We start from the raw sequence: 17,008 nt of genomic DNA, 5'->3' as shown, positions 1-17,008 counted from the left end.
TCTCCATGAAAACCCCCGTTCTGATTCCCGTGATGACCGGCTTGCTCGCCCTGGCCGGCAGCGGCGTGGCGCACGCTCAGGATGAACAAGGCCGCGTGATCAGCAGCACCCCCGTCATCCAGCAGGTGGCCGTGCCGCGCGAGGTCTGCAGCGACCAGCAGGTGACCTACCAGGGCCAGAAATCCGGCGCCGGCGCGCTGATCGGCGGCATCGCCGGTGGTGCGATGGGCAATGCGATCGGCGACGGCGGTGGCCGTGCCGCTGCCACCGTGATCGGCCTGATCGGCGGCGCCATGCTGGGCAACCGCATCGAAGGCCCGAGCCAGCCCTACACCGAAACCTACCGCCAGTGCGGCACGCAGACCTTCTACGAAAACCGCACCGTGGCCTACGACGTGGTCTACGAGTACGCCGGCCGCCAGTACCGCACGCAGATGCCGCAGGACCCGGGCCGCTTCGTGCGCCTGAACGTCACACCGGCCGACGCCATGCCGCCGCCTCCGCCGCCCGTGGTCTACCCCTCCTACCAGCCCCAGACCCAGTACGTGGAGCCGTCCACCCGCATCACGATCGGCACCACCTACTACCCCGCCTACCCGGGCAACCGCTGGGGCCCGGGCCACCCTTACCCGCGCCACGACGGCTACTACAACCGCCGCGACAACGACCGCTGGGAACGTAACCGCTGAACCCGGCCCCATGAAAAAAGCGACCAGAGGGTCGCTTTTTTTGTTGGGCCGTACGGATCAGGCCTGCTGTTGTTGCTGGAGGGCAGCGATGCGCTCCTCGATCGGCGGGTGGGTCGAGAACAGCTTGCCCAGGCTACCCGTGATGCCCAGCGCCTGCATGGTCTTGGGCAGTTCGCCCGGCGTGAGGCCGCCCAGGCGGGCCAGCGCATTGATCATGGGCTGCTTGCGGCCCATCAGGCTGGCGGCACCCGCGTCGGCGCGGAACTCGCGCTGGCGGCTGAACCACGCCACGATGATGGCGGCCAGGAAACCCAGCACGATGTCCATCACGATGGTGGTGATCATGTAACCGATGCCGGGGCCGGAATTGTTGTCGCTGCCGCGGCGCAGGAAGGCGTCCACCGCGTAGCCGATCACGCGGCTGAGGAACACCACGAAGGTGTTCATCACGCCCTGGATCAGCGTCATGGTGACCATGTCGCCGTTGGCCACGTGCGCGACCTCGTGGCCGATCACGGCCTCGACTTCCTCCTTGGTCATGTTCTGCAGCAGGCCGGTGGACACCGCCACCAGGGCCGAGTTCTTGAACGCGCCGGTGGCGAAGGCGTTGGGCGCACCGTCGAAGATGCCGACCTCGGGCATGCCGATGTTGGCCTTGTCGGCAAAGCGGCGCACGGTCTCCACGATCCAGGCTTCGTCGGCGTTCTGCGGCTGGTTGATCACGCGCACGCCGGCGCTGAACTTGGCCATGGGCTTGCTGATCAGCAGCGAGATGATGGCGCCGCCGAAGCCGATCACGAGCGAGAACCCGGCCAGCGCCGTCATGTTCAGCCCGTTGGCCGTGAGGAAGCGATCCACGCCCAGGATGCGGGTGGTGATCAACAGCACCGCCATCACGGCGAAGTTGGTCAGGACAAACAGCAGGATGCGTTTCATGGGGACTCCGGGTTATAGGTATCGACGACAGCGGGATGATAAGTGGGGCCGCCCACGCGGTTCTTCAAGCGGCACCGCCCTTTCAGCGCGCGCCGGCCTCACACCTGGGGCAGCAGAAAGCGCCGTTCCCAGGCACTGATCTCGTTGAGGAAGCTCTCGTGTTCCAGCGCCTTGACCGCGAGGTAGGCGCGCACGAAGCGCTCGCCCAGCAGGCGCGGCGCGTGAGCGCTCTGGGCCATTTGTTCGTGGGCGGTGAAAAAAGTTCGCGGCAGGCCCCGGGGCAGGTCGTAGCCGTTGTCCTGCACCGGTTCGCCCGGCAGGCAGCGCGTCCGCAGGCCTTCCAGGCCGGCGGCGAGCGTGGCGGCCATGGCCAGGTAGGGGTTGGCGTCGGCGCCGGCCAGGCGGTTTTCCACCCGGCGCGCGGCCGGTGGGCTCACCGGCACGCGCAGGCCGGCGGTGCGGTTGTCGCGGCCCCATTCCACGTTGATCGGCGCCTGGCTGCCAGCGACGTAGCGGCGGTAGGAATTGACGGTGGGCGCGTAGATCAGCGTGAGATCGGGCGTGAAGGCCTGCAGGCCGCCGATGTAGTGCAGGAAGGCCTCGCTTTCGGCCCCATCGGCCTGGCTGAAGATGTTGCGGCCTTCGGCGTCCACCACGCTCTGGTGCAGGTGCATGGAGCTGCCCGCTTCGCCCGCCAGGGGCTTGGCCATGAACACCGCGTTGAGGCCGTGCTGCAGCGCGATCTCGCGCGCCGCCGTCTTGAACAGGAAGGCCTGGTCGGCCACGGCCACGGGGTCGCCGTGCAGCAGGTTGATCTCGTATTGGCAGGGGCCGACCTCGTGCAGCCAGGTGTCGGCCCGGATGCCGAGCGCGTCGATGGCGGCGTGGAACGCGTCCCAGAACGGCGCCAGTTCGTTGAGCGCGTTCAGGCTGAAGGCCGACTGCCCGACCTCGGGCCGCCCCCCCCGCCCCACCGGCGGCGCCAGCGGCTGGGCCGGGTCGGTCATGGCGGCGGTCAGGTAGAACTCGATCTCCGGCGCGACCACGGGCGTGAGCCCCAGGGCCTGGTAACGCGCCACCACGTTCTTGAGCACCGAGCGCGGGGCGAACTCGCACAGGCTGCCGTCGAGTTCCACGCAGTCGTGCACCGCGAGGTAGCGCGGCACGCTGGCCCAGGGGGCGAGCTTGAGCGTGGCCAGGTCGGGCACCAGGCGCACGTCGGGGTCGCTGTCGGGAAAGACCTTGTCGTAGGAATACTCGCCCGTCACGCACTGCATGGGAATGGCCTGGCAGATGCGCAGTTCACCGCCCGCGGCGAAGCTGGCCGCCGGCATGAGCTTGCCGCGCGGGTAGCCGGTGACGTCGGCGAACAGGCATTCCACGTCGCGCACGCCGGTGGCGCGGAAATGAGCGGCGAGTTCGGCGCGGTCAGCGTCTTGCGCCAGGTTCAGGTGGGACCAGGAGGTCGTGGCGGGCTGGGTCATGGGGTGTCCGTTGGGGCATCGGTGCGCCTGGGGCGGAACACCCCGGCGTCGGCATAGTAAGCGGGATCTTCGTTCGCCGCCCACCAGCCCGGCACGCCCAGCACCGGCAGCGGCGTGAACGGTTTGGCCGCCAGCACCGGCGCGCTGAGGCCCTGCGCCAGCCACTCGTCCCACGCGGCGAGGTCGTCGCCCAGTGCCACCGGCACCGGCACGCGAAAAACGTGGGCGGTGATGGATTTGTAGGGCATCACCAGTTTTTCCAACAGGGCGTGGCCGAACAGCACCAGCCTCGCCTGCGCCCAGAGCGGGCGCAGCGTCACGAACAGGCGGTGCCAGTCGCGGGCCGCCAAGGCCTCCCAGAGCGGCGCGGGAGCCTGCAGCAGGGCGGCGTTTTCGTCGAACAGGGTGAGTGCGTCGCGCACCGGGCCCCGCACGTCGCGCACGCCGTCGGCGGCGATCTGCGCGGCCTGCAGCTGGTTCAGGCGCTGTTTGGTCAACGGGAAACGGCGCCAGCACAGGCCGTTGAAGAAGTCGTGCAGGTTCTCGCGCGTGGGCACGCGGCCGGTGTCGAAGATGAACTGTTCGTAAGGGGTGCCGGCGGGCAATTCGGCCTGCGGCACGAAGCGCACCGGGGCGGCGCCACCCAGCGCCTGCGGCCAGGGCTCGCCGCCCGCCAGGGACGTGGCCACGGCCCGCCCCTCATCGGCCACGGGCGCGAACCAGGGCGCGGTCCAGTCGAGCGCCAGTTCCAAGGGACTCAGGCTTGCTGGCGCCAGGGCAAGGCCTCGCCGCCACGCAGGGGCTTGAGATCGGCCTCGCCAAAGCGGAAGCTCTGGGGCGTGGTCCAGCTCTCGCGCTTCAGGGTGACGGTGCCGCTGTTGCGCGGCAGCCCGTAGAAGGCCGGGCCGTGGAAGCTGGCGAAAGCCTCGAGCTTGTCGAGCGCGCCCACCGAGTCGAAGGCCTCGGCATACATCTCGATCGCGGCGTGCGCGGTGTAGCAGCCGGCGCAGCCGGTGGCGTGCTCCTTCAGGTGGGCCGGGTGCGGCGCGCTGTCCGTGCCGAGGAAGAAACGGTCGCTGCCGCTGGTGGCGGCGGCCACCAGGGCCTGGCGGTGGGTCTCTCGCTTGAGCACCGGCAGGCAGTAGTAATGCGGGCGGATGCCGCCGGTGAAGATGGCGTTGCGGTTGTAGAGCAGGTGGTGGGCCGTGAGGGTGGCGGCGGTGAACGCGCCGGCCTCGCCCACGTACTGCGCGGCCTCTTTCGTGGTGATGTGCTCCATCACGATCTTGAGCTCGGGAAAGTCGCGCCGCAGCGGAATCAGCTGCTCATCGATGAACACGGCCTCGCGGTCGAACAGGTCGATATCGGGCGAGGTCACTTCGCCGTGCACCAACAACAGCAGGCCGGCGCGCTGCATGGCTTCCAGCGTCTTGTAGGTCTTGCGGATGTCGGTCACGCCGGCATCGCTGTTGGTGGTGGCGCCCGCGGGGTAGAGCTTCAAGGCGACCACGCCCACGTCCTTGGCGCGCGCGATTTCCTCGGGCGGCAGGTTGTCGGTGAGGTAGAGCGTCATCAGCGGCTCGAAGGCCATGCCGGCGGGCACGGCGGCGCGGATGCGATCGCGGTAGGCCATGGCCTGCGCCGCGGTGGTCACCGGCGGCTTGAGGTTGGGCATGATGATCGCCCGGCCGAACTGCGCCGCGGTGTGCGGCACCACGGTGTGCAGCGCCTCGCCATCGCGCACGTGCAGGTGCCAGTCGTCGGGTCGGGTGATCGTGAGGGTCTGTGGGGCGGTCGAGGCGTTCATGCCTCGATTGTCGCAAACCTGCAAAGGCGATCAGGGCACCTTGTCGGTCGGGTATTTCCAGAAATCCCGCAGCAGGTAGCTCACGGGCAGGTTCAGCGACACGCCCTTGGGCGGGATGGGCTGGGTGAACCAGGTCGCGTAGATCGCCTGGATCTCACCGCTGTAGATGAGCCGGCGCATCTCGTCGTCCACGATCTTCTTGAACGCCTCGTCGTTCCGCGGCAGCATGATCGCCAGCGGCTCGGTGGTGAAGAACCGGCCCACGACCCTGAGGGAGGTCGGGTCCGGCCGTGCAGCCGCCAGACCGAACAGCAGCACGTCGTCCATGGCAAAGGCGTCGGCCTCGCCCTTCTCGACCATGCCCACGGCCTGCTCGTGGTCGTCCGCCTCCACGACGCGCAGCGGGAGCCCACGCTCCCGCACCATGCGGCGCAGTGCATCCAGGGGCGTCGTGTTGCGGGTGGACACCACCACCTTGAGATCAGGGTGATCCAGCCGATCCACCGCGCTGTCGCGCCGGACCATGAGGCGTGCACCGGTGATGAAGTGGGGAATCGTGAAGGCCACCCGCTGGCGGCGCGCGGCGTTGTTGGTGGTGGAGCCGCACTCCATCTGGGCCTGGCCCTGCTCCACCGCGTCCAGGCGGTTGGAGGGCGTCACAGCGAGGTAACGCACATCGAGCTTGCTCAGGCCCAGCTTGCGTTGCACGGCCTGCGCCAGGCGGCGGCAGATGTCGAGGGCGTAACCCACCGGTTTGCCCGTGCCGTCCAGATAAGAGAACGGCACGGAGGATTCGCGGTGGGCCAGCACCAGCACGCCATCGCTTGCCACACGGTCCAGCACCGGGCCGGCCTGGGCGGTGGCCATGCTGGCCAGACACGCCGCGATGAGGATCCTGCGCAGGCAGGTCGTAAGGATCGAGAACACAACGACACCCCCCAAAAGAGTGCCGAGAGCATAGAGAAAGGCCCACCGCGAAGCCAATGCCCATCCCGCATCCGCCCATGTCAAGGGCACATGCGGGCGTGCCGGCGAGGCTCAGTGCGCCAGGATCTTGTTGAGGAAGTCCTTGGTGCGCGGCTGACGCTCCTCCGGCTTGCCGAAGAAGTCGTCCTTGGAGCAGTCCTCCAGGATCTTGCCGCCCACGTCCATGAAGATCACGCGGTTGCTGACCTTGCGCGCGAAACCCATTTCGTGCGTCACGCACATCATGGTCATGCCTTCGTGGGCCAGGCCGATCATCACGTCCAGCACTTCGCCGACCATCTCGGGGTCGAGCGCCGAGGTGGGCTCGTCGAACAGCATGACGATGGGGTCCATCGACAGGGCTCGCGCGATCGCCACGCGCTGCTGCTGACCGCCCGAGAGCTGGCCCGGGAACTTGTCCTTGTGCGCCGACAGGCCCACACGATCGAGCATCTTGAGGCCGCGCTTCTTGGCTTCGTCGGGGTTGCGCCCCAGCACCTTGATCTGAGCGATCGTGAGGTTCTCCGTCACCGACAGGTGCGGGAACAGCTCGAAGTGCTGGAACACCATGCCGACGCGGCTGCGCAGCTTGGGCAGATCGGTCTTGGGGTCGTGCACCGCGATGCCATCGACCGTGATCTCGCCTTTCTGGAAGGGCTCGAGCGCGTTGATGGTCTTGATGAGGGTCGACTTGCCTGAGCCCGACGGGCCGCACACCACGACGACTTCGCCCTTCTGGATGTTGGTGGAGCAATCGGTCAGCACCTGGACGCTGCCATACCACTTGGAGACGTTCTTGAGTTCAATCATTGCAATTCCTGGGTTTCGATGGCATCAACGAATGATGGCAATTTTCTTGTGCAGCCGCTTGACGAGCCACGACAGCGCGTAACACATGACGAAATAGACCACGGCAGCGGCCAGGTAGGCCTCGATCGGGCGGCCGAAGTTCTTGCCCGCGACCTCAAAGCCCTTGAGCATGTCGTAGGCGCCGATGGCGTAGACAAGCGAGGTGTCCTGGAACAGGATGATGGTCTGCGTGAGCAGCACCGGCAGCATGTTGCGGAAGGCCTGGGGCAACACGACCAGCTTCATGTTCTGCCCATAGCTCATGCCCAGCGCCTGGCCGGCGAACACCTGGCCACGCGGAATCGACTGGATACCCGCGCGCATGATCTCGCTGAAATAGGCCGCCTCGAAGGCAATGAAGGTGACCACCGCCGACACCTCGGCGCCGATCGGGCGACCGATCAGCAGCGGCACCAGCAGGAAGAACCACAGGATCACCATCACCAGCGGAATGCTGCGCATGCCGTTGACGTAGATCGTGGCCGGCGTGTCCAGCCACTTCTTGCCCGACAGCCGCATGAGCGCCAGGATGGTGCCGAAGAAGATGCCGCCCACTGTGGCCACGACGGTCAGCATCACGCTGAAGTACAGGCCCTTCAGCACGAAGTTGCTGATGAGGTCCCAGTTGTAGAAGGAGAAGTCGAGGTTGAGGTTCATGTCAGTGGCCTCCCGCTCCGCCCGCCACGACAAAGCCCGGTATGCGCACGCGTTTCTCGATGAAGGCCATGATGCGGTTGATCGCGAAGGCCGAGATGATGTAGAGACCGGTCACGGCGAGGTACACCTCCACGCCGCGGGAGGTCTCTTCCTGCGCCTGCATCGCGAACATGGTCAGCTCAGAGACCGACACCGCGAACGCCACCGAGGAGTTCTTGAAGATGTTCATGGTCTCGCTGGTCAGCGGCGGGATGATGATGCGGAACGCCATGGGCAGCAGCACATAGCGGTAGTACTGGAAGGTGGTGAAACCCATGGCCATGCCGGCGTAGCGCTGGCCGCGCGGCAGGGCCTGGATGCCCGAGCGCACCTGCTCGGCGATGCGCGCCGAGGTGAAGAAACCCAGGGCAAAGACCACCAGCACGAAGCCGGGGACGCCTCGCATGACGGGGAACATCGTGGGCACCACGTGGTACCACAGGAAAATCTGCACCAGCAGCGGGATGTTGCGGAACAGTTCCACCCAGGCATTGCCCAGGCGCACCACCATGGGTCGATCGGGCAGCGTGCGCAGCGTACCGATCAGGATGCCTAGCACCAGCGCCAGCAGCAGCGCCAGCAGCGACACCGACACCGTCCAACCCCAGGCTGACAACATCCAGTCCAGATAGGTGATGTCTCCCCCCTTGCCAAAGCAGCTTTCCACCGGCTGCCGCTCAATGGTGTCCTCGCAGAACACCTGCCAATCCCAGCTCATAGGAGCCCCTTTTCTCTCTGTTGCTTGTCCGGATCACACCGCGCTTTGCGCGGTCGCCACGAAAACGCCCCTTCAAATGGGTCCACTTGAAGGGGCGTCTGGTAAGTGCGTGGCTTACTTCTTGGCGTAGTCTTCCATCGGCTTGTCGTTCGGGCTGGCCCAGGCCGCCTTGGTGGCGTCGGACATGGGCAGGCCGATCTTCACGTTGGCAGGCGGAATCGGCTGCATGAACCACTTGTCGTACAGCTTGGCCAGCGAACCATCGGCAATCTGGCGCTTGATGCTGTCGTCCACGGCCTTCTTGAAGGCCGGGTCGTCCTTGCGCAGCATGCAGGCGATCGGTTCGACCGACAGCACTTCACCCACGATCTTGTAGTCGGCGGGGTTCTTGGACTTGGAGATGTTGGCCGCCAGGATGGAGCCGTCCATCACGAACGCATCGGCGCGGCCGCCCTCGAGCGCGAGGAAGCTGTCGGCGTGGTCCTTGCCATAGACTTCCTTGAAGTCGATGCCGCCGGCGCGCTCGTTCTTGCGCAGGGTCTGCACCGAGGTGGTGCCGGTGGTGGTGGCCACGGTCTTGCCGTTGAGGTCCTTGATGCCGTTGATGCCGGAGTTGGCCTTGACAGCGATGCGCACTTCTTCCACGTAGGTGGTCACGGCGAAGGACACATCCTTCTGGCGCGTGGCGTTGTTCGTGGTCGAACCGCACTCCAGGTCCACGGTGCCGTTCTGCACCAGGGGGATGCGGTTCTGCGAGGTCACGGGCTGGTAGTTGACGTTGAGCTTGGCCAGACCGAGCTGCTTCTGGATGTCGGCCAGAATGATTTCGCCCATTTCCGTGTGGAAGCCGACGTATTTGCCGTTGCCCAGTGTGTAGCCCAGTCCGGAAGACTCGCGCACGCCCAGGGACACGCTGCCAGACGCCTTGATCTTGGCCAGCGTGTCGCCAGCTTGTGCAAAGGCGCTGCCGACGGCCAGTGTGGTCACGGCCAGCGCGAGCAGGTGTTTCTTCATAGGGATCTCCTTGCTTGTAGAAAAGATGATGAACCAGCGATCAAGACCGGATGCTCAGCGCCGTTGTCGCGCGGAGGGCATCTGCATGATGCTCCCTACGCAAGCTCCGTTCCACCCGGGAATTCCCACCCTGTCACAGGCGGAACCCGCGACTGTAGCCAGCGGCATCCTTCGCATCCAATGCTGATTGCAGCGGCCATTATGCAAACCATTCATGTACGGATTTTCCCCAATGGCCTTGGCAAAGGATCACCTGTATCGCCTATGAGACAGGGTGAATCAGGGATTGCCGAGCTTTTTGCGCAGGTCGTTCCAGAACTGCTCCACCGGTCCTTTGGCCTTTCGCGTGGAAGACCGCTCGCGGTAGATGCGGATGTCCAGCGCGGTCTCCAGCGACCCGCCGGCGGACACGAGCTTGCGGGCGCGCACTTCCTTGCGCACCGCGCTGGCCGGCAGGAAGGCGATGCCATGGCCCTCCAGCGCCATGGCTTTCAGGCCTTCGGCCATGTCGGTTTCGTAGATGCGGTCCAGGTGCACCGGTGTGCTGCTCTGCTTGAGCATCTGGTCCACCGCCCTGCCGAGGTAGGCACCCGGCGCATAGGCCAGGTAAGGCAGCGGCTGCTGGGGCGACCCTGGCAGGGCGTACTGCGGCAGGCCCTGCGCGTCCGGGCGCACATAGGGTGAAAGCACCTCCGAGCCCAGGTGCAGCATTTCATAGCGGCCGGCATCGAGCTGGATCGGCTGGGCCGCGTGCTGGTAGGCGATCAGCAGGTCACAGCTGCCCTCGACCAGGCGCAGCACCGCGTCGTGCACGTTCATGGCGATCAGCCGGCTCTTGATCGGGCCGCAGGTCTCGCGCAAGCCCGAGAGCCAGGACGGAAAGAAGGTGAAGGCCAGCGTGTGCGGCACGGCGAACTCGATCACGTCCTGCGCCGCGGCGGTGTGGGCGCGCAGCGTGGCGCGCGTGCTCTGCAGCGCCTGCAGCATCTCCAGCGCCTGGTCGTACAGCGTCTGGCCCGCGGGGGTGAGGCGCGTGGGGTACGAGGAGCGATCCACCAGATCGGTGCCCGCCCAGGCTTCCAGCGACTGGATGCGCCGGGAGAAAGCGGGCTGGGTGACGTGGCGCAGCTGCGCCGAACGGCTGAAGCTGCGGGTTTCGGCGAGGCTGACGAAATCCTCGAGCCATTTGGTTTCCATGGACGGCGATTATGGAACGGCCGGACGGAAGGCTCCTCGGAAAGGTACGACCTGAAGGGAAATCGGCATCAGTCGCTGCCGCTTTGCTGCAGCGCCCACATGCCCGCATAGACGCCGGTCCGGGCGACCAGTTCGGCGTGGGTGCCCCGCTCCACGATCTCGCCGTTGACCAGCACCAGGATTTCGTGCGCGTCCACCACGGTGGAGAGGCGGTGCGCGATCACCAGCGTGGTCTTGTTGCGCGCCGCGCTCTTGAGCTCGGCCTGGATCGCGCGTTCGTTGGCGGAATCCAGGGCCGAGGTGGCTTCGTCGAAGATCACGATGGGCGGGTTCTTCAACAGCGTGCGCGCGATCGCCACGCGCTGCTTCTCGCCCCCCGAGAGCTTGAGACCGCGCTCGCCCACCATGGTGGCATAGCCCAGCGGCAGGTGCTGGATGAAGGCGTGGATGTGCGCCGCCTGGGCCGCCCGCACCGCGGCCTCGTGCCCCGCATCGGGGCGGCCATAAAGAATGTTGTATTCGATGGTGTCGTTGAACAGCACCGTGTCCTGCGGCACGATGCCGATGGCCTGGCGCACGCTGGCCTGGGTGACGGCCTTGATGTCCTGCCCGTCGATGGTGATGCGCCCGCCGTCATCGGCATTGCTCACGTCGTAGAAGCGGTAGAGCAGGCGCGCCAGCGTGCTCTTGCCCGAACCCGAGGGCCCGACCACGGCCACCGTCTTGCCCGGTGGAATCTCGAAGCTGATGCCATGCAGGATTTCGCGCGCTGGCTCGTAGGAAAAGCGCACATTCTCGAATTTCACCGCCGGGGGACCGTCCAGCTGAAGCGGCTGCGCAGCTTGCACGTCCGCGATCTCGCGCTCTTTTTCCAGCAGCGCGAACATCTTTTCCAGGTCGGTCAGGCTCTGCTTGATCTCGCGGTAGAGCACGCCCAGGAAACCCAGCGGAATGTAGAGCTGGATCATGAAAGCGTTGACCATGACCAGATCGCCCAGCGTGAGCTCGCCGCTGACCACGCCCTGCGTGGCGCGCCAGAGCATGAGCACCAGCGCCACGGCGATCACCAGTTGCTGCCCCGCATTGAGCATGGACAGCGTGGTCTGGCTCTTGATGCGCGCGCGCCGCAGCTTCTCCAGCGCCTCGTCATAGCGCCGGCCTTCGAAGCTTTCATTGTTGAAGTACTTGACGGTCTCGTAGTTCAGCAGCGAGTCGATGGCGCGGCTCTGGCTGGTGGATTCGAGCTCGTTCATCTTGCGCCGGAACTGGGTGCGCCACTCGGTCACGAGCACGGTGAAGGTCACGTACAGCACCAGCGCCACCAAGGTGATCCACACGTAGCCCATGTCGAACTTGGTGCCCAGCAGCGCCAGCACCATGATCACCTCGATCAGCGTGGGGAAGATGCTGTAGAGCGAGTAGGAGATGAGCGACTGCACGCCGCGCGTGCCGCGTTCGATGTCGCGCGTCATGCCCCCGGTCTGGCGTTCCAGGTGGAAGCGCAGGCTCAGGGCGTGCAGGTGGCCGAACACCTGCAGCGCGATGCTGCGCGTGGCGCCCTCGGTGGCCTTGGCGAACACCAGCTCGCGAAGCTCGGTGAACACGCTGGTGGACAGCCGCAGCAGGCCGTAGGCGAGCAACAGGCCCAACGGCACCACCAGCATCGACTCGACGCTGCCGGGCCGGATGGTCATGGCATCGACCAGTTCCTTGAGCAGCAGCGGCACGCCCACGTTGGCCGTCTTGGCCGCCACCATGAAAGCCAGCGCCAGCACCACGCGCACCTTGTACTGCCACAGGTAGGGCAGCAGGCGCTTGAGCGTGCCCCAGTCGGAGCGTTGGGCAGGTGGGTGGCCAGCGGCGCCAGGACTGGCAGGCAGGGCGATGGAAGTTCGGGCGGGGTTGTCGGGGCGCATGCAGGAGAATGGGGGCCGTTGTCCAGAGATTGTGCCCATGTCCAGCAATTCAAGCCCGCCATCCGAAACCGCCCTGCCCACCGACCGGGAACTGGTGCTCAAGGTCATTCCCATGCCCGCGGACTGCAACGCCAACGGCGACATCTTCGGCGGCTGGGTCATGGCGCAGGTCGACCTGGCCGGAGCCGTGCTGCCCGCGCGCTACGTGCGCGGCCGCATGGCCACGGTGGCGGTAAACCAGTTCATCTTCAAGCAACCGGTGCGCGTGGGCGACATCCTGAGCTTTTTCGCGCACATCACGCGCCTGGGCCGCACCTCGGTCACGGTGCAGGTGGAGGTGTTCGCCGAACGTTTCTCGGCCCAGGGCCAGTACGTGAAGGTGACCGAGGCCAGCCTGACCTACGTGGCGATCGACCTGGAAGGCCGGCCCCGCCCCATCCCGCGCGACGGCCTGGTGCTGCCCGAGCACCTGGCCTGAGGCCGTTTCAGGGCGAAGGCCAGCGCGACCGCCAGGTGCGGTAGATGCGCGCGGCCAGCGCCTGGCTGCCCGCCAGGTGCCGTTTCGTGGCGGCGTGCATGCCCGCCGGGTCCTGCACGCTGTCGCGGTGCAGCAGCACATTCACCGCGTAGGCCTCGCCCGGGCTTTCGAGCCAGTCGTCGATCTTGTCCGGCGTGATCTCGATGTGGAACTGCATGGCCAGGTGCGGGCCGAGCGCAAAGGCCTGGTGCGCGCAGGCCGCCGACGATGCCAGCGGCTCCGCGCCCGGCGGCAGCGCCACGAAACCATCCTGGTGCCACTGGTACACGGTGGGCGTGCGCTCTTCGCCGAACCAGTCGCGCGCGGCAGCGCCACCGTGGTGCTCGATGGGCCACCAGCCGATCTCGGGCTGGGGCAGCCGCTCCACCTGGCCGCCCAAGGCCCGCGCCATCAGCTGGCCACCCAGGCAGTGCCCGATGACGGGAATGCCCAGCGCATCGGCCTCGCGGATCAGCGCCTCGGCCTGGCGCAACGTGGGGCGCTCATCGTTCGCGCTCCACGCGCCGCCCAGCACGGCCAAGCCGCGATAGCCCCGAACGGACGCGGGGTAGAGCTCACCCGCCTCGGCACAGCGCAAGTGCCAGGGCAGCCCCTGGGCATCGAGCCATTCGCCGAGGAAACCCGGGCCGTCCTCGAACAGGTGCTGAAGGACCAGGACGTCGGCGGTGGAAGCGGTGGTGGCGGGCATAACCATCCTGAAGCAAGTCTTGCCGCAAACCGTACCACGGGACAGCCGAGCCTGCACCCCATACACGAAAGGTTTGGGCACGCCGTTTGCCGCGCAACCAGTTCAACTCAACCATTCAAAGGAAAAACAATGAGCGACCAAGACACCTCCCTCGACAACCTGTGGGACATGATCAAGGACATTCGCTTTGCGATGTTCACCACGCGCAGCCATCAGGCGGCGCACGCCGGCCACCTGCATGCCCGGCCCATGACCACCCAGAACAACCGGCTGGAGGGCGGCAGCCTCTGGTTTTTCATGTCGCGCCACGGAGGGCCCGTGGCCGATCTGATGGCCGAACCCACCGTCAACCTGAGTTACGCCGATCCCGACAAGGACACCTATGTTTCCGTCTCCGGCACGGCGCGCGTGGTCAACGACCCCGACAAGGCCCGGGCCCTGTGGAACAAGGCCGCCGAAGCCTGGTTTCCCGGCGGTCCGGACGATCCCGATCTCGCGCTGGTGGTGGTCAACGTCACCCACGCCCACTACTGGGACGTCAAGGAAAACAAGCTGGTGCAGCTGCTGGCCATGACGAAGGCCGTGATCACAGGTGGTGTGCCCAAACTCGGCGAATCCGTCGAAGTGCAGGTTCGCTGAGTGCTGCCTGCTAGTCAAGCGCGATATTGACGCGGCGAATCACCTCGCCGAGACGTTGGGACTCCGCCTGGATGAATTGCGCGAACTGTTCGCGCGTGGGCGTGAACGGTTCATAGCCGAAGCTGGCGAACTTGTCACGGACATCCGGCTCGGCCAAAGCCGCCTCGACATCGTGCTTGATCTTGGCCGTCACGGCGGGCGCCAGCCCCCGCGGTGTGGCGAGCGCGTTCCAGCCCGAGGCTTCGAATCCCGCCGGCCCACCCGACTCGGCCACGGTCGGCACGCTGTCGTAGCCCGCCGTGCGTTTGGGTGCCGCCACCGCGAGGAACCGCAATTTCCCCGCGCGCTGGAGCGGTCCGGCCGTGGCGCTGGATCCCAGTGCAAACGCAAGATCGCCGTTGGCCACACTGGTGTAGAGCTGGGTCGTTTCCTTAAAAACGATGTGCTCGAATTTCGTCCCCGTCATCGAGCTGAACAACTCGGAACCGAGGTGCACGGGGTTGCCGATGGACCACGACCCGAAGTTCAGTTTTCCCGGGTTGCGCCTGGCATCGGCGATGAGGTCGGCCACCGTCTTGTACGGACTGGTGGCGGCAACGGTGATGAAGAAGTAGGTGCGAAACAACGGCAGCACGGGATCGAAATCGACGACCGGGTCATAGGGCAACTTCTTGAACAGCGATGGATACGCGGCCAGGTGAACGTTGTCGAGCTGGATCAGGTCGTGCCCGTCCTTCGCCCCGCGCTTCCACGCGTCGATCGCGATAAAGCCGTTGCCGCCCGGGCGGTTCTCCACCATCACAGGTTGCGCCCACTTTTTCGACAGCTTGTCAGCGACCAGCCGCGCAACGCCGTCCGGCCCGCCACCGACGGGGAATGGGGTGATGATCCGCATGGGTTTGGTCGGGAACGGGACCTCCTGGGCGAAAGCCCCAAGCGGGTGGGCCGCCCAAGCGAGCATGGCCCCTGACAACACCGTGCGGCGCGACAAATGGATGGGGTGAGACAACATGGCGAGGCTTTCGTCTGGTTGGGAACGGATCAGGAACAGGTGTAGCTCGCGGCTGCCCGGATGTCCCCGCTGGTGTACACGGGCATCTTGGGATAGGCGCACATCGGGCCGGTGACCACGGTCGGATTCGCGGCCGTGGCGGAGCTGCGGATATCGATCCTGTCGGCCGGCGCGATGCCGTTCTCGACCCAGTTGGTGAGCGCGCGGTAGTTCGCGTCTTCCGGATACAGCGGCGGATTGGCCGCCAGGTTTTCCGTCCCGTTGGCCGGGAAGTGGCCCATGCCAGGGATCGTGTACAGCTTGTAGAAGCTCTGGATCGCCGGAATGCCGCCCATCTGCGCCGCCACGCGCGTGTAGTAGTTGAGGACGCCGGCATGCGGGATCGTGCTGTCCGACGTTCCCACGACCGTGATCAGCTTGCCGCCCCGGTCACGGAATTTGCTGAGGTCCGGGTTGTCGGTGCTGATGTGGGCGAACGACGCGGCCTCCATGGCGTAGCCCTGGGCGATGGCATCGGCGAGTTGCGCGTAGCTCAGGTTCTTCCAGCCATTGGCCCCATTGGCCTTGGCGTTGAGGAAGGTCGATCCGGCGATCGTTGGGTCCTGCAGGAACAGCGCGACCATGTCGTACTGAATCCCGCCGGTGGCCACGGACGTGGCACCGATGCTCCCGCCGCGTGGCCAACCGAACCAGATCTGCTTGGGTGACAGGGTCGTGCGCAGGCCGTTGTCGATCGAAGGCGATGGCGTCGATCCATCGGTGGTCGGGCCATACCAGATCTTGTTGGCGGCGTGGGCCTGCGCCGATGTCAGACAGTTCGCGGTGGCGTTCGTTCCACCCGACGCGGTGCACAGAACAGCGGCGTCCGTCGTCGGATCGTAGGTGCACGTCGAGGGGTCGAGAAGGTAACCCAGGTGCATGCCGCCCACGACGTCGCACGCGCTGATGGCGGCCATCGATACGTTGTTCCACTGACCCGTTGTGAAGGGCACGCCGCCCAATTCGCGCTGAATCACGATCTGCGCCCAGAGCTGGGTGGCCGTGAACTTGGTCCAGTTGATCGCCGGCGCCGAGGCAATGATGCCGTTGAAATCGTCGGGATACAGCTGTGCCTGCTTGAGACCTTGGCGGCCACCGGTGGAGCCGCCGTGCCAATAGGTGTACCTGGCCGCGGTGCCGTAGTAGGCCTGCGCCAGCGCCTTGGCCTTGACCGTCATTTCGTGAATGCCGCGCTCGGAAAACTCGCTCCACCCCACGGTGTTGATGGTTCCGTCCGGCTTCATCAGGAAGCTGGAGTTGCCTGCCGGGTGACCTGTGTCGGTCGTGGCGGCCACCGCGCCTTCCACACCGGCCACCACCCAGGGCGCGGCGGTGGGCGCGTTCGCCACGCTGGTGAGTGTCGCTTGAGGCCCGCCGGCCATGCCCGCGCCGCCCAACACGTGCAGCCGCTTGTTCCAGTTGGCTGTTGTCGGGAGCCACAGTTCGACGCCAATGCCTGGGGTCGTGGAAGGCGCGCCCGCAGGACCGGCGTGGCCCGGCCCGATCAGGAGCTTGACCAGGCAGATGTCGTTGGCCGCCGATGGGGTCGTTGCGGTCGCGGTCCCGGAAAGGAGAATCTGATCTCCTTTCTTGAAGGCCTTCACCAGTGCGACCGTCGTTTGAGCGTCTGGCTTGAAGGCGGTCTTCATGGAATCGTCGCAGCTGAGCGGCGCCACAGCGGAATCGCTGCCTCCGCTTTCACCTCCGCCGCCGCAGGCGGGCATCAATATCGATGCGATTGCGGCCACAGCCAAGCAGGCCACGCGTTGCCACACTGTTTGCATGGGTTGTCTCCAGTCGGTCTTTGTTGTCCGCAGCGT

General features: G+C 66.1%; 17 protein-coding genes. 3 read left to right on the top strand and 14 right to left on the bottom strand.

Translation table 11 applies throughout. The features are described from left to right. Positions 1 to 5: 5 nt before the first annotated feature. Complete coding sequence (locus AC1Q9M_RS13250; protein ID WP_492434203.1) at positions 6 to 689, top strand: glycine zipper 2TM domain-containing protein; 684 nt, start codon at positions 6 to 8, stop codon at positions 687 to 689. A 57-nt stretch (positions 690 to 746) separates the two neighbouring features. Here AC1Q9M_RS13250 and htpX read toward each other — a convergent pair whose 3' ends face one another. From htpX to AC1Q9M_RS13195, 11 genes are all read right to left on the bottom strand, one after another. Next, complete coding sequence (gene htpX, locus AC1Q9M_RS13245) at positions 747 to 1,625, bottom strand: protease HtpX (RefSeq protein ID WP_492434201.1); 879 nt, start codon at positions 1,623 to 1,625, stop codon at positions 747 to 749. 98 nt (positions 1,626 to 1,723) lie between these two features. Next, complete coding sequence (locus AC1Q9M_RS13240; protein WP_492434199.1) at positions 1,724 to 3,109, bottom strand: glutamine synthetase family protein; 1,386 nt, start codon at positions 3,107 to 3,109, stop codon at positions 1,724 to 1,726. After that, positions 3,106 to 3,861, bottom strand: a complete 756-nt coding sequence (locus AC1Q9M_RS13235; protein ID WP_492434197.1) for a DUF3025 domain-containing protein — start codon at positions 3,859 to 3,861, stop codon at positions 3,106 to 3,108. The genes AC1Q9M_RS13240 and AC1Q9M_RS13235 overlap by 4 nt, the downstream gene beginning before the upstream one ends. 5 nt (positions 3,862 to 3,866) lie before the next feature. Further along, positions 3,867 to 4,916 (bottom strand): dihydroorotase, encoded by a 1,050-nt coding sequence (pyrC, locus tag AC1Q9M_RS13230; RefSeq protein WP_382321799.1) that lies wholly within the window; start codon positions 4,914 to 4,916, stop codon positions 3,867 to 3,869. A gap of 30 nt (positions 4,917 to 4,946) precedes the next feature. Continuing rightward, positions 4,947 to 5,783 (bottom strand): amino acid ABC transporter substrate-binding protein, encoded by an 837-nt coding sequence (locus AC1Q9M_RS13225; protein ID WP_492434195.1) that lies wholly within the window; start codon positions 5,781 to 5,783, stop codon positions 4,947 to 4,949. 171 nt (positions 5,784 to 5,954) lie between these two features. After that, the gene (locus AC1Q9M_RS13220) at positions 5,955 to 6,692 is read right to left on the bottom strand and encodes an amino acid ABC transporter ATP-binding protein (RefSeq protein ID WP_291117914.1); all 738 of its coding nucleotides are present in this window, start codon (positions 6,690 to 6,692) and stop codon (positions 5,955 to 5,957) included. A 24-nt stretch (positions 6,693 to 6,716) separates the two neighbouring features. Next, positions 6,717 to 7,388, bottom strand: a complete 672-nt coding sequence (locus AC1Q9M_RS13215) for an amino acid ABC transporter permease (RefSeq protein WP_444687356.1) — start codon at positions 7,386 to 7,388, stop codon at positions 6,717 to 6,719. A gap of 1 nt (position 7,389) precedes the next feature. Next, positions 7,390 to 8,145, bottom strand: a complete 756-nt coding sequence (locus tag AC1Q9M_RS13210; protein WP_382154486.1) for an amino acid ABC transporter permease — start codon at positions 8,143 to 8,145, stop codon at positions 7,390 to 7,392. 114 nt (positions 8,146 to 8,259) lie between these two features. After that, positions 8,260 to 9,159 (bottom strand): transporter substrate-binding domain-containing protein, encoded by a 900-nt coding sequence (locus AC1Q9M_RS13205; protein ID WP_382154483.1) that lies wholly within the window; start codon positions 9,157 to 9,159, stop codon positions 8,260 to 8,262. Between the two features lie 279 nt (positions 9,160 to 9,438). Continuing rightward, a complete protein-coding gene (locus tag AC1Q9M_RS13200) occupies positions 9,439 to 10,356 on the bottom strand; it encodes a LysR substrate-binding domain-containing protein (protein ID WP_291117924.1) in 918 nt (305 codons plus the stop codon). A gap of 68 nt (positions 10,357 to 10,424) precedes the next feature. Further along, complete coding sequence (locus AC1Q9M_RS13195; RefSeq protein ID WP_382321805.1) at positions 10,425 to 12,272, bottom strand: ABCB family ABC transporter ATP-binding protein/permease; 1,848 nt, start codon at positions 12,270 to 12,272, stop codon at positions 10,425 to 10,427. Positions 12,273 to 12,309: 37 nt separating this feature from the next. On the opposite strand from AC1Q9M_RS13195, the gene AC1Q9M_RS13190 reads away from it, so the two are divergent. Next, the gene (locus AC1Q9M_RS13190) at positions 12,310 to 12,750 is read left to right on the top strand and encodes an acyl-CoA thioesterase (RefSeq protein ID WP_382154480.1); all 441 of its coding nucleotides are present in this window, start codon (positions 12,310 to 12,312) and stop codon (positions 12,748 to 12,750) included. A 7-nt stretch (positions 12,751 to 12,757) separates the two neighbouring features. Here AC1Q9M_RS13190 and AC1Q9M_RS13185 read toward each other — a convergent pair whose 3' ends face one another. After that, the gene (locus AC1Q9M_RS13185) at positions 12,758 to 13,498 is read right to left on the bottom strand and encodes a type 1 glutamine amidotransferase (RefSeq protein ID WP_492434192.1); all 741 of its coding nucleotides are present in this window, start codon (positions 13,496 to 13,498) and stop codon (positions 12,758 to 12,760) included. A 129-nt stretch (positions 13,499 to 13,627) separates the two neighbouring features. Here AC1Q9M_RS13185 and AC1Q9M_RS13180 point away from each other — a divergent pair, with 129 nt between their 5' ends. After that, positions 13,628 to 14,137 (top strand): pyridoxamine 5'-phosphate oxidase family protein, encoded by a 510-nt coding sequence (locus AC1Q9M_RS13180; protein ID WP_382321814.1) that lies wholly within the window; start codon positions 13,628 to 13,630, stop codon positions 14,135 to 14,137. 10 nt (positions 14,138 to 14,147) lie between these two features. On the opposite strand, the gene AC1Q9M_RS13175 is transcribed toward AC1Q9M_RS13180, so the two are convergent. After that, positions 14,148 to 15,149 carry a Bug family tripartite tricarboxylate transporter substrate binding protein gene (locus AC1Q9M_RS13175; protein ID WP_492434189.1) on the bottom strand — a complete coding sequence of 334 codons (1,002 nt, stop codon included), beginning with the start codon at positions 15,147 to 15,149 and terminating at the stop codon, positions 14,148 to 14,150. A gap of 29 nt (positions 15,150 to 15,178) precedes the next feature. Beyond that, positions 15,179 to 16,972 carry a tannase/feruloyl esterase family alpha/beta hydrolase gene (locus tag AC1Q9M_RS13170; protein ID WP_444691547.1) on the bottom strand — a complete coding sequence of 598 codons (1,794 nt, stop codon included), beginning with the start codon at positions 16,970 to 16,972 and terminating at the stop codon, positions 15,179 to 15,181. Positions 16,973 to 17,008: the final 36 nt, after the last annotated feature.

The sequence above is a fragment of the Hydrogenophaga sp. GW823-FHT04C09 genome (genome assembly GCF_058796355.1).
This window is presented reverse-complemented; position numbering and strand designations above follow the sequence as displayed.

Bases quoted from the DNA above. Each gene is read 5' to 3' on its own strand.
- AC1Q9M_RS13250 (WP_492434203.1), top strand. From the start codon at position 6: ATGAAAACCCCCGTTCTGATTCCCGTGATGACCGGCTTGCTCGCCCTG.
- htpX (WP_492434201.1), bottom strand. From the start codon at position 1,625: ATGAAACGCATCCTGCTGTTTGTCCTGACCAACTTCGCCGTGATGGCG.
- AC1Q9M_RS13240 (WP_492434199.1), bottom strand. From the start codon at position 3,109: ATGACCCAGCCCGCCACGACCTCCTGGTCCCACCTGAACCTGGCGCAA.
- pyrC (WP_382321799.1), bottom strand. From the start codon at position 4,916: ATGAACGCCTCGACCGCCCCACAGACCCTCACGATCACCCGACCCGAC.
- AC1Q9M_RS13225 (WP_492434195.1), bottom strand. From the start codon at position 5,783: ATGGCCACCGCCCAGGCCGGCCCGGTGCTGGACCGTGTGGCAAGCGAT.
- AC1Q9M_RS13220 (WP_291117914.1), bottom strand. From the start codon at position 6,692: ATGATTGAACTCAAGAACGTCTCCAAGTGGTATGGCAGCGTCCAGGTG.
- AC1Q9M_RS13215 (WP_444687356.1), bottom strand. From the start codon at position 7,388: ATGAACCTCAACCTCGACTTCTCCTTCTACAACTGGGACCTCATCAGC.
- AC1Q9M_RS13210 (WP_382154486.1), bottom strand. From the start codon at position 8,145: ATGAGCTGGGATTGGCAGGTGTTCTGCGAGGACACCATTGAGCGGCAG.
- AC1Q9M_RS13205 (WP_382154483.1), bottom strand. From the start codon at position 9,159: ATGAAGAAACACCTGCTCGCGCTGGCCGTGACCACACTGGCCGTCGGC.
- AC1Q9M_RS13200 (WP_291117924.1), bottom strand. From the start codon at position 10,356: ATGGAAACCAAATGGCTCGAGGATTTCGTCAGCCTCGCCGAAACCCGC.
- AC1Q9M_RS13195 (WP_382321805.1), bottom strand. From the start codon at position 12,272: ATGCGCCCCGACAACCCCGCCCGAACTTCCATCGCCCTGCCTGCCAGT.
- AC1Q9M_RS13190 (WP_382154480.1), top strand. From the start codon at position 12,310: ATGTCCAGCAATTCAAGCCCGCCATCCGAAACCGCCCTGCCCACCGAC.
- AC1Q9M_RS13185 (WP_492434192.1), bottom strand. From the start codon at position 13,498: ATGCCCGCCACCACCGCTTCCACCGCCGACGTCCTGGTCCTTCAGCAC.
- AC1Q9M_RS13180 (WP_382321814.1), top strand. From the start codon at position 13,628: ATGAGCGACCAAGACACCTCCCTCGACAACCTGTGGGACATGATCAAG.
- AC1Q9M_RS13175 (WP_492434189.1), bottom strand. From the start codon at position 15,149: ATGTTGTCTCACCCCATCCATTTGTCGCGCCGCACGGTGTTGTCAGGG.
- AC1Q9M_RS13170 (WP_444691547.1), bottom strand. From the start codon at position 16,972: ATGCAAACAGTGTGGCAACGCGTGGCCTGCTTGGCTGTGGCCGCAATC.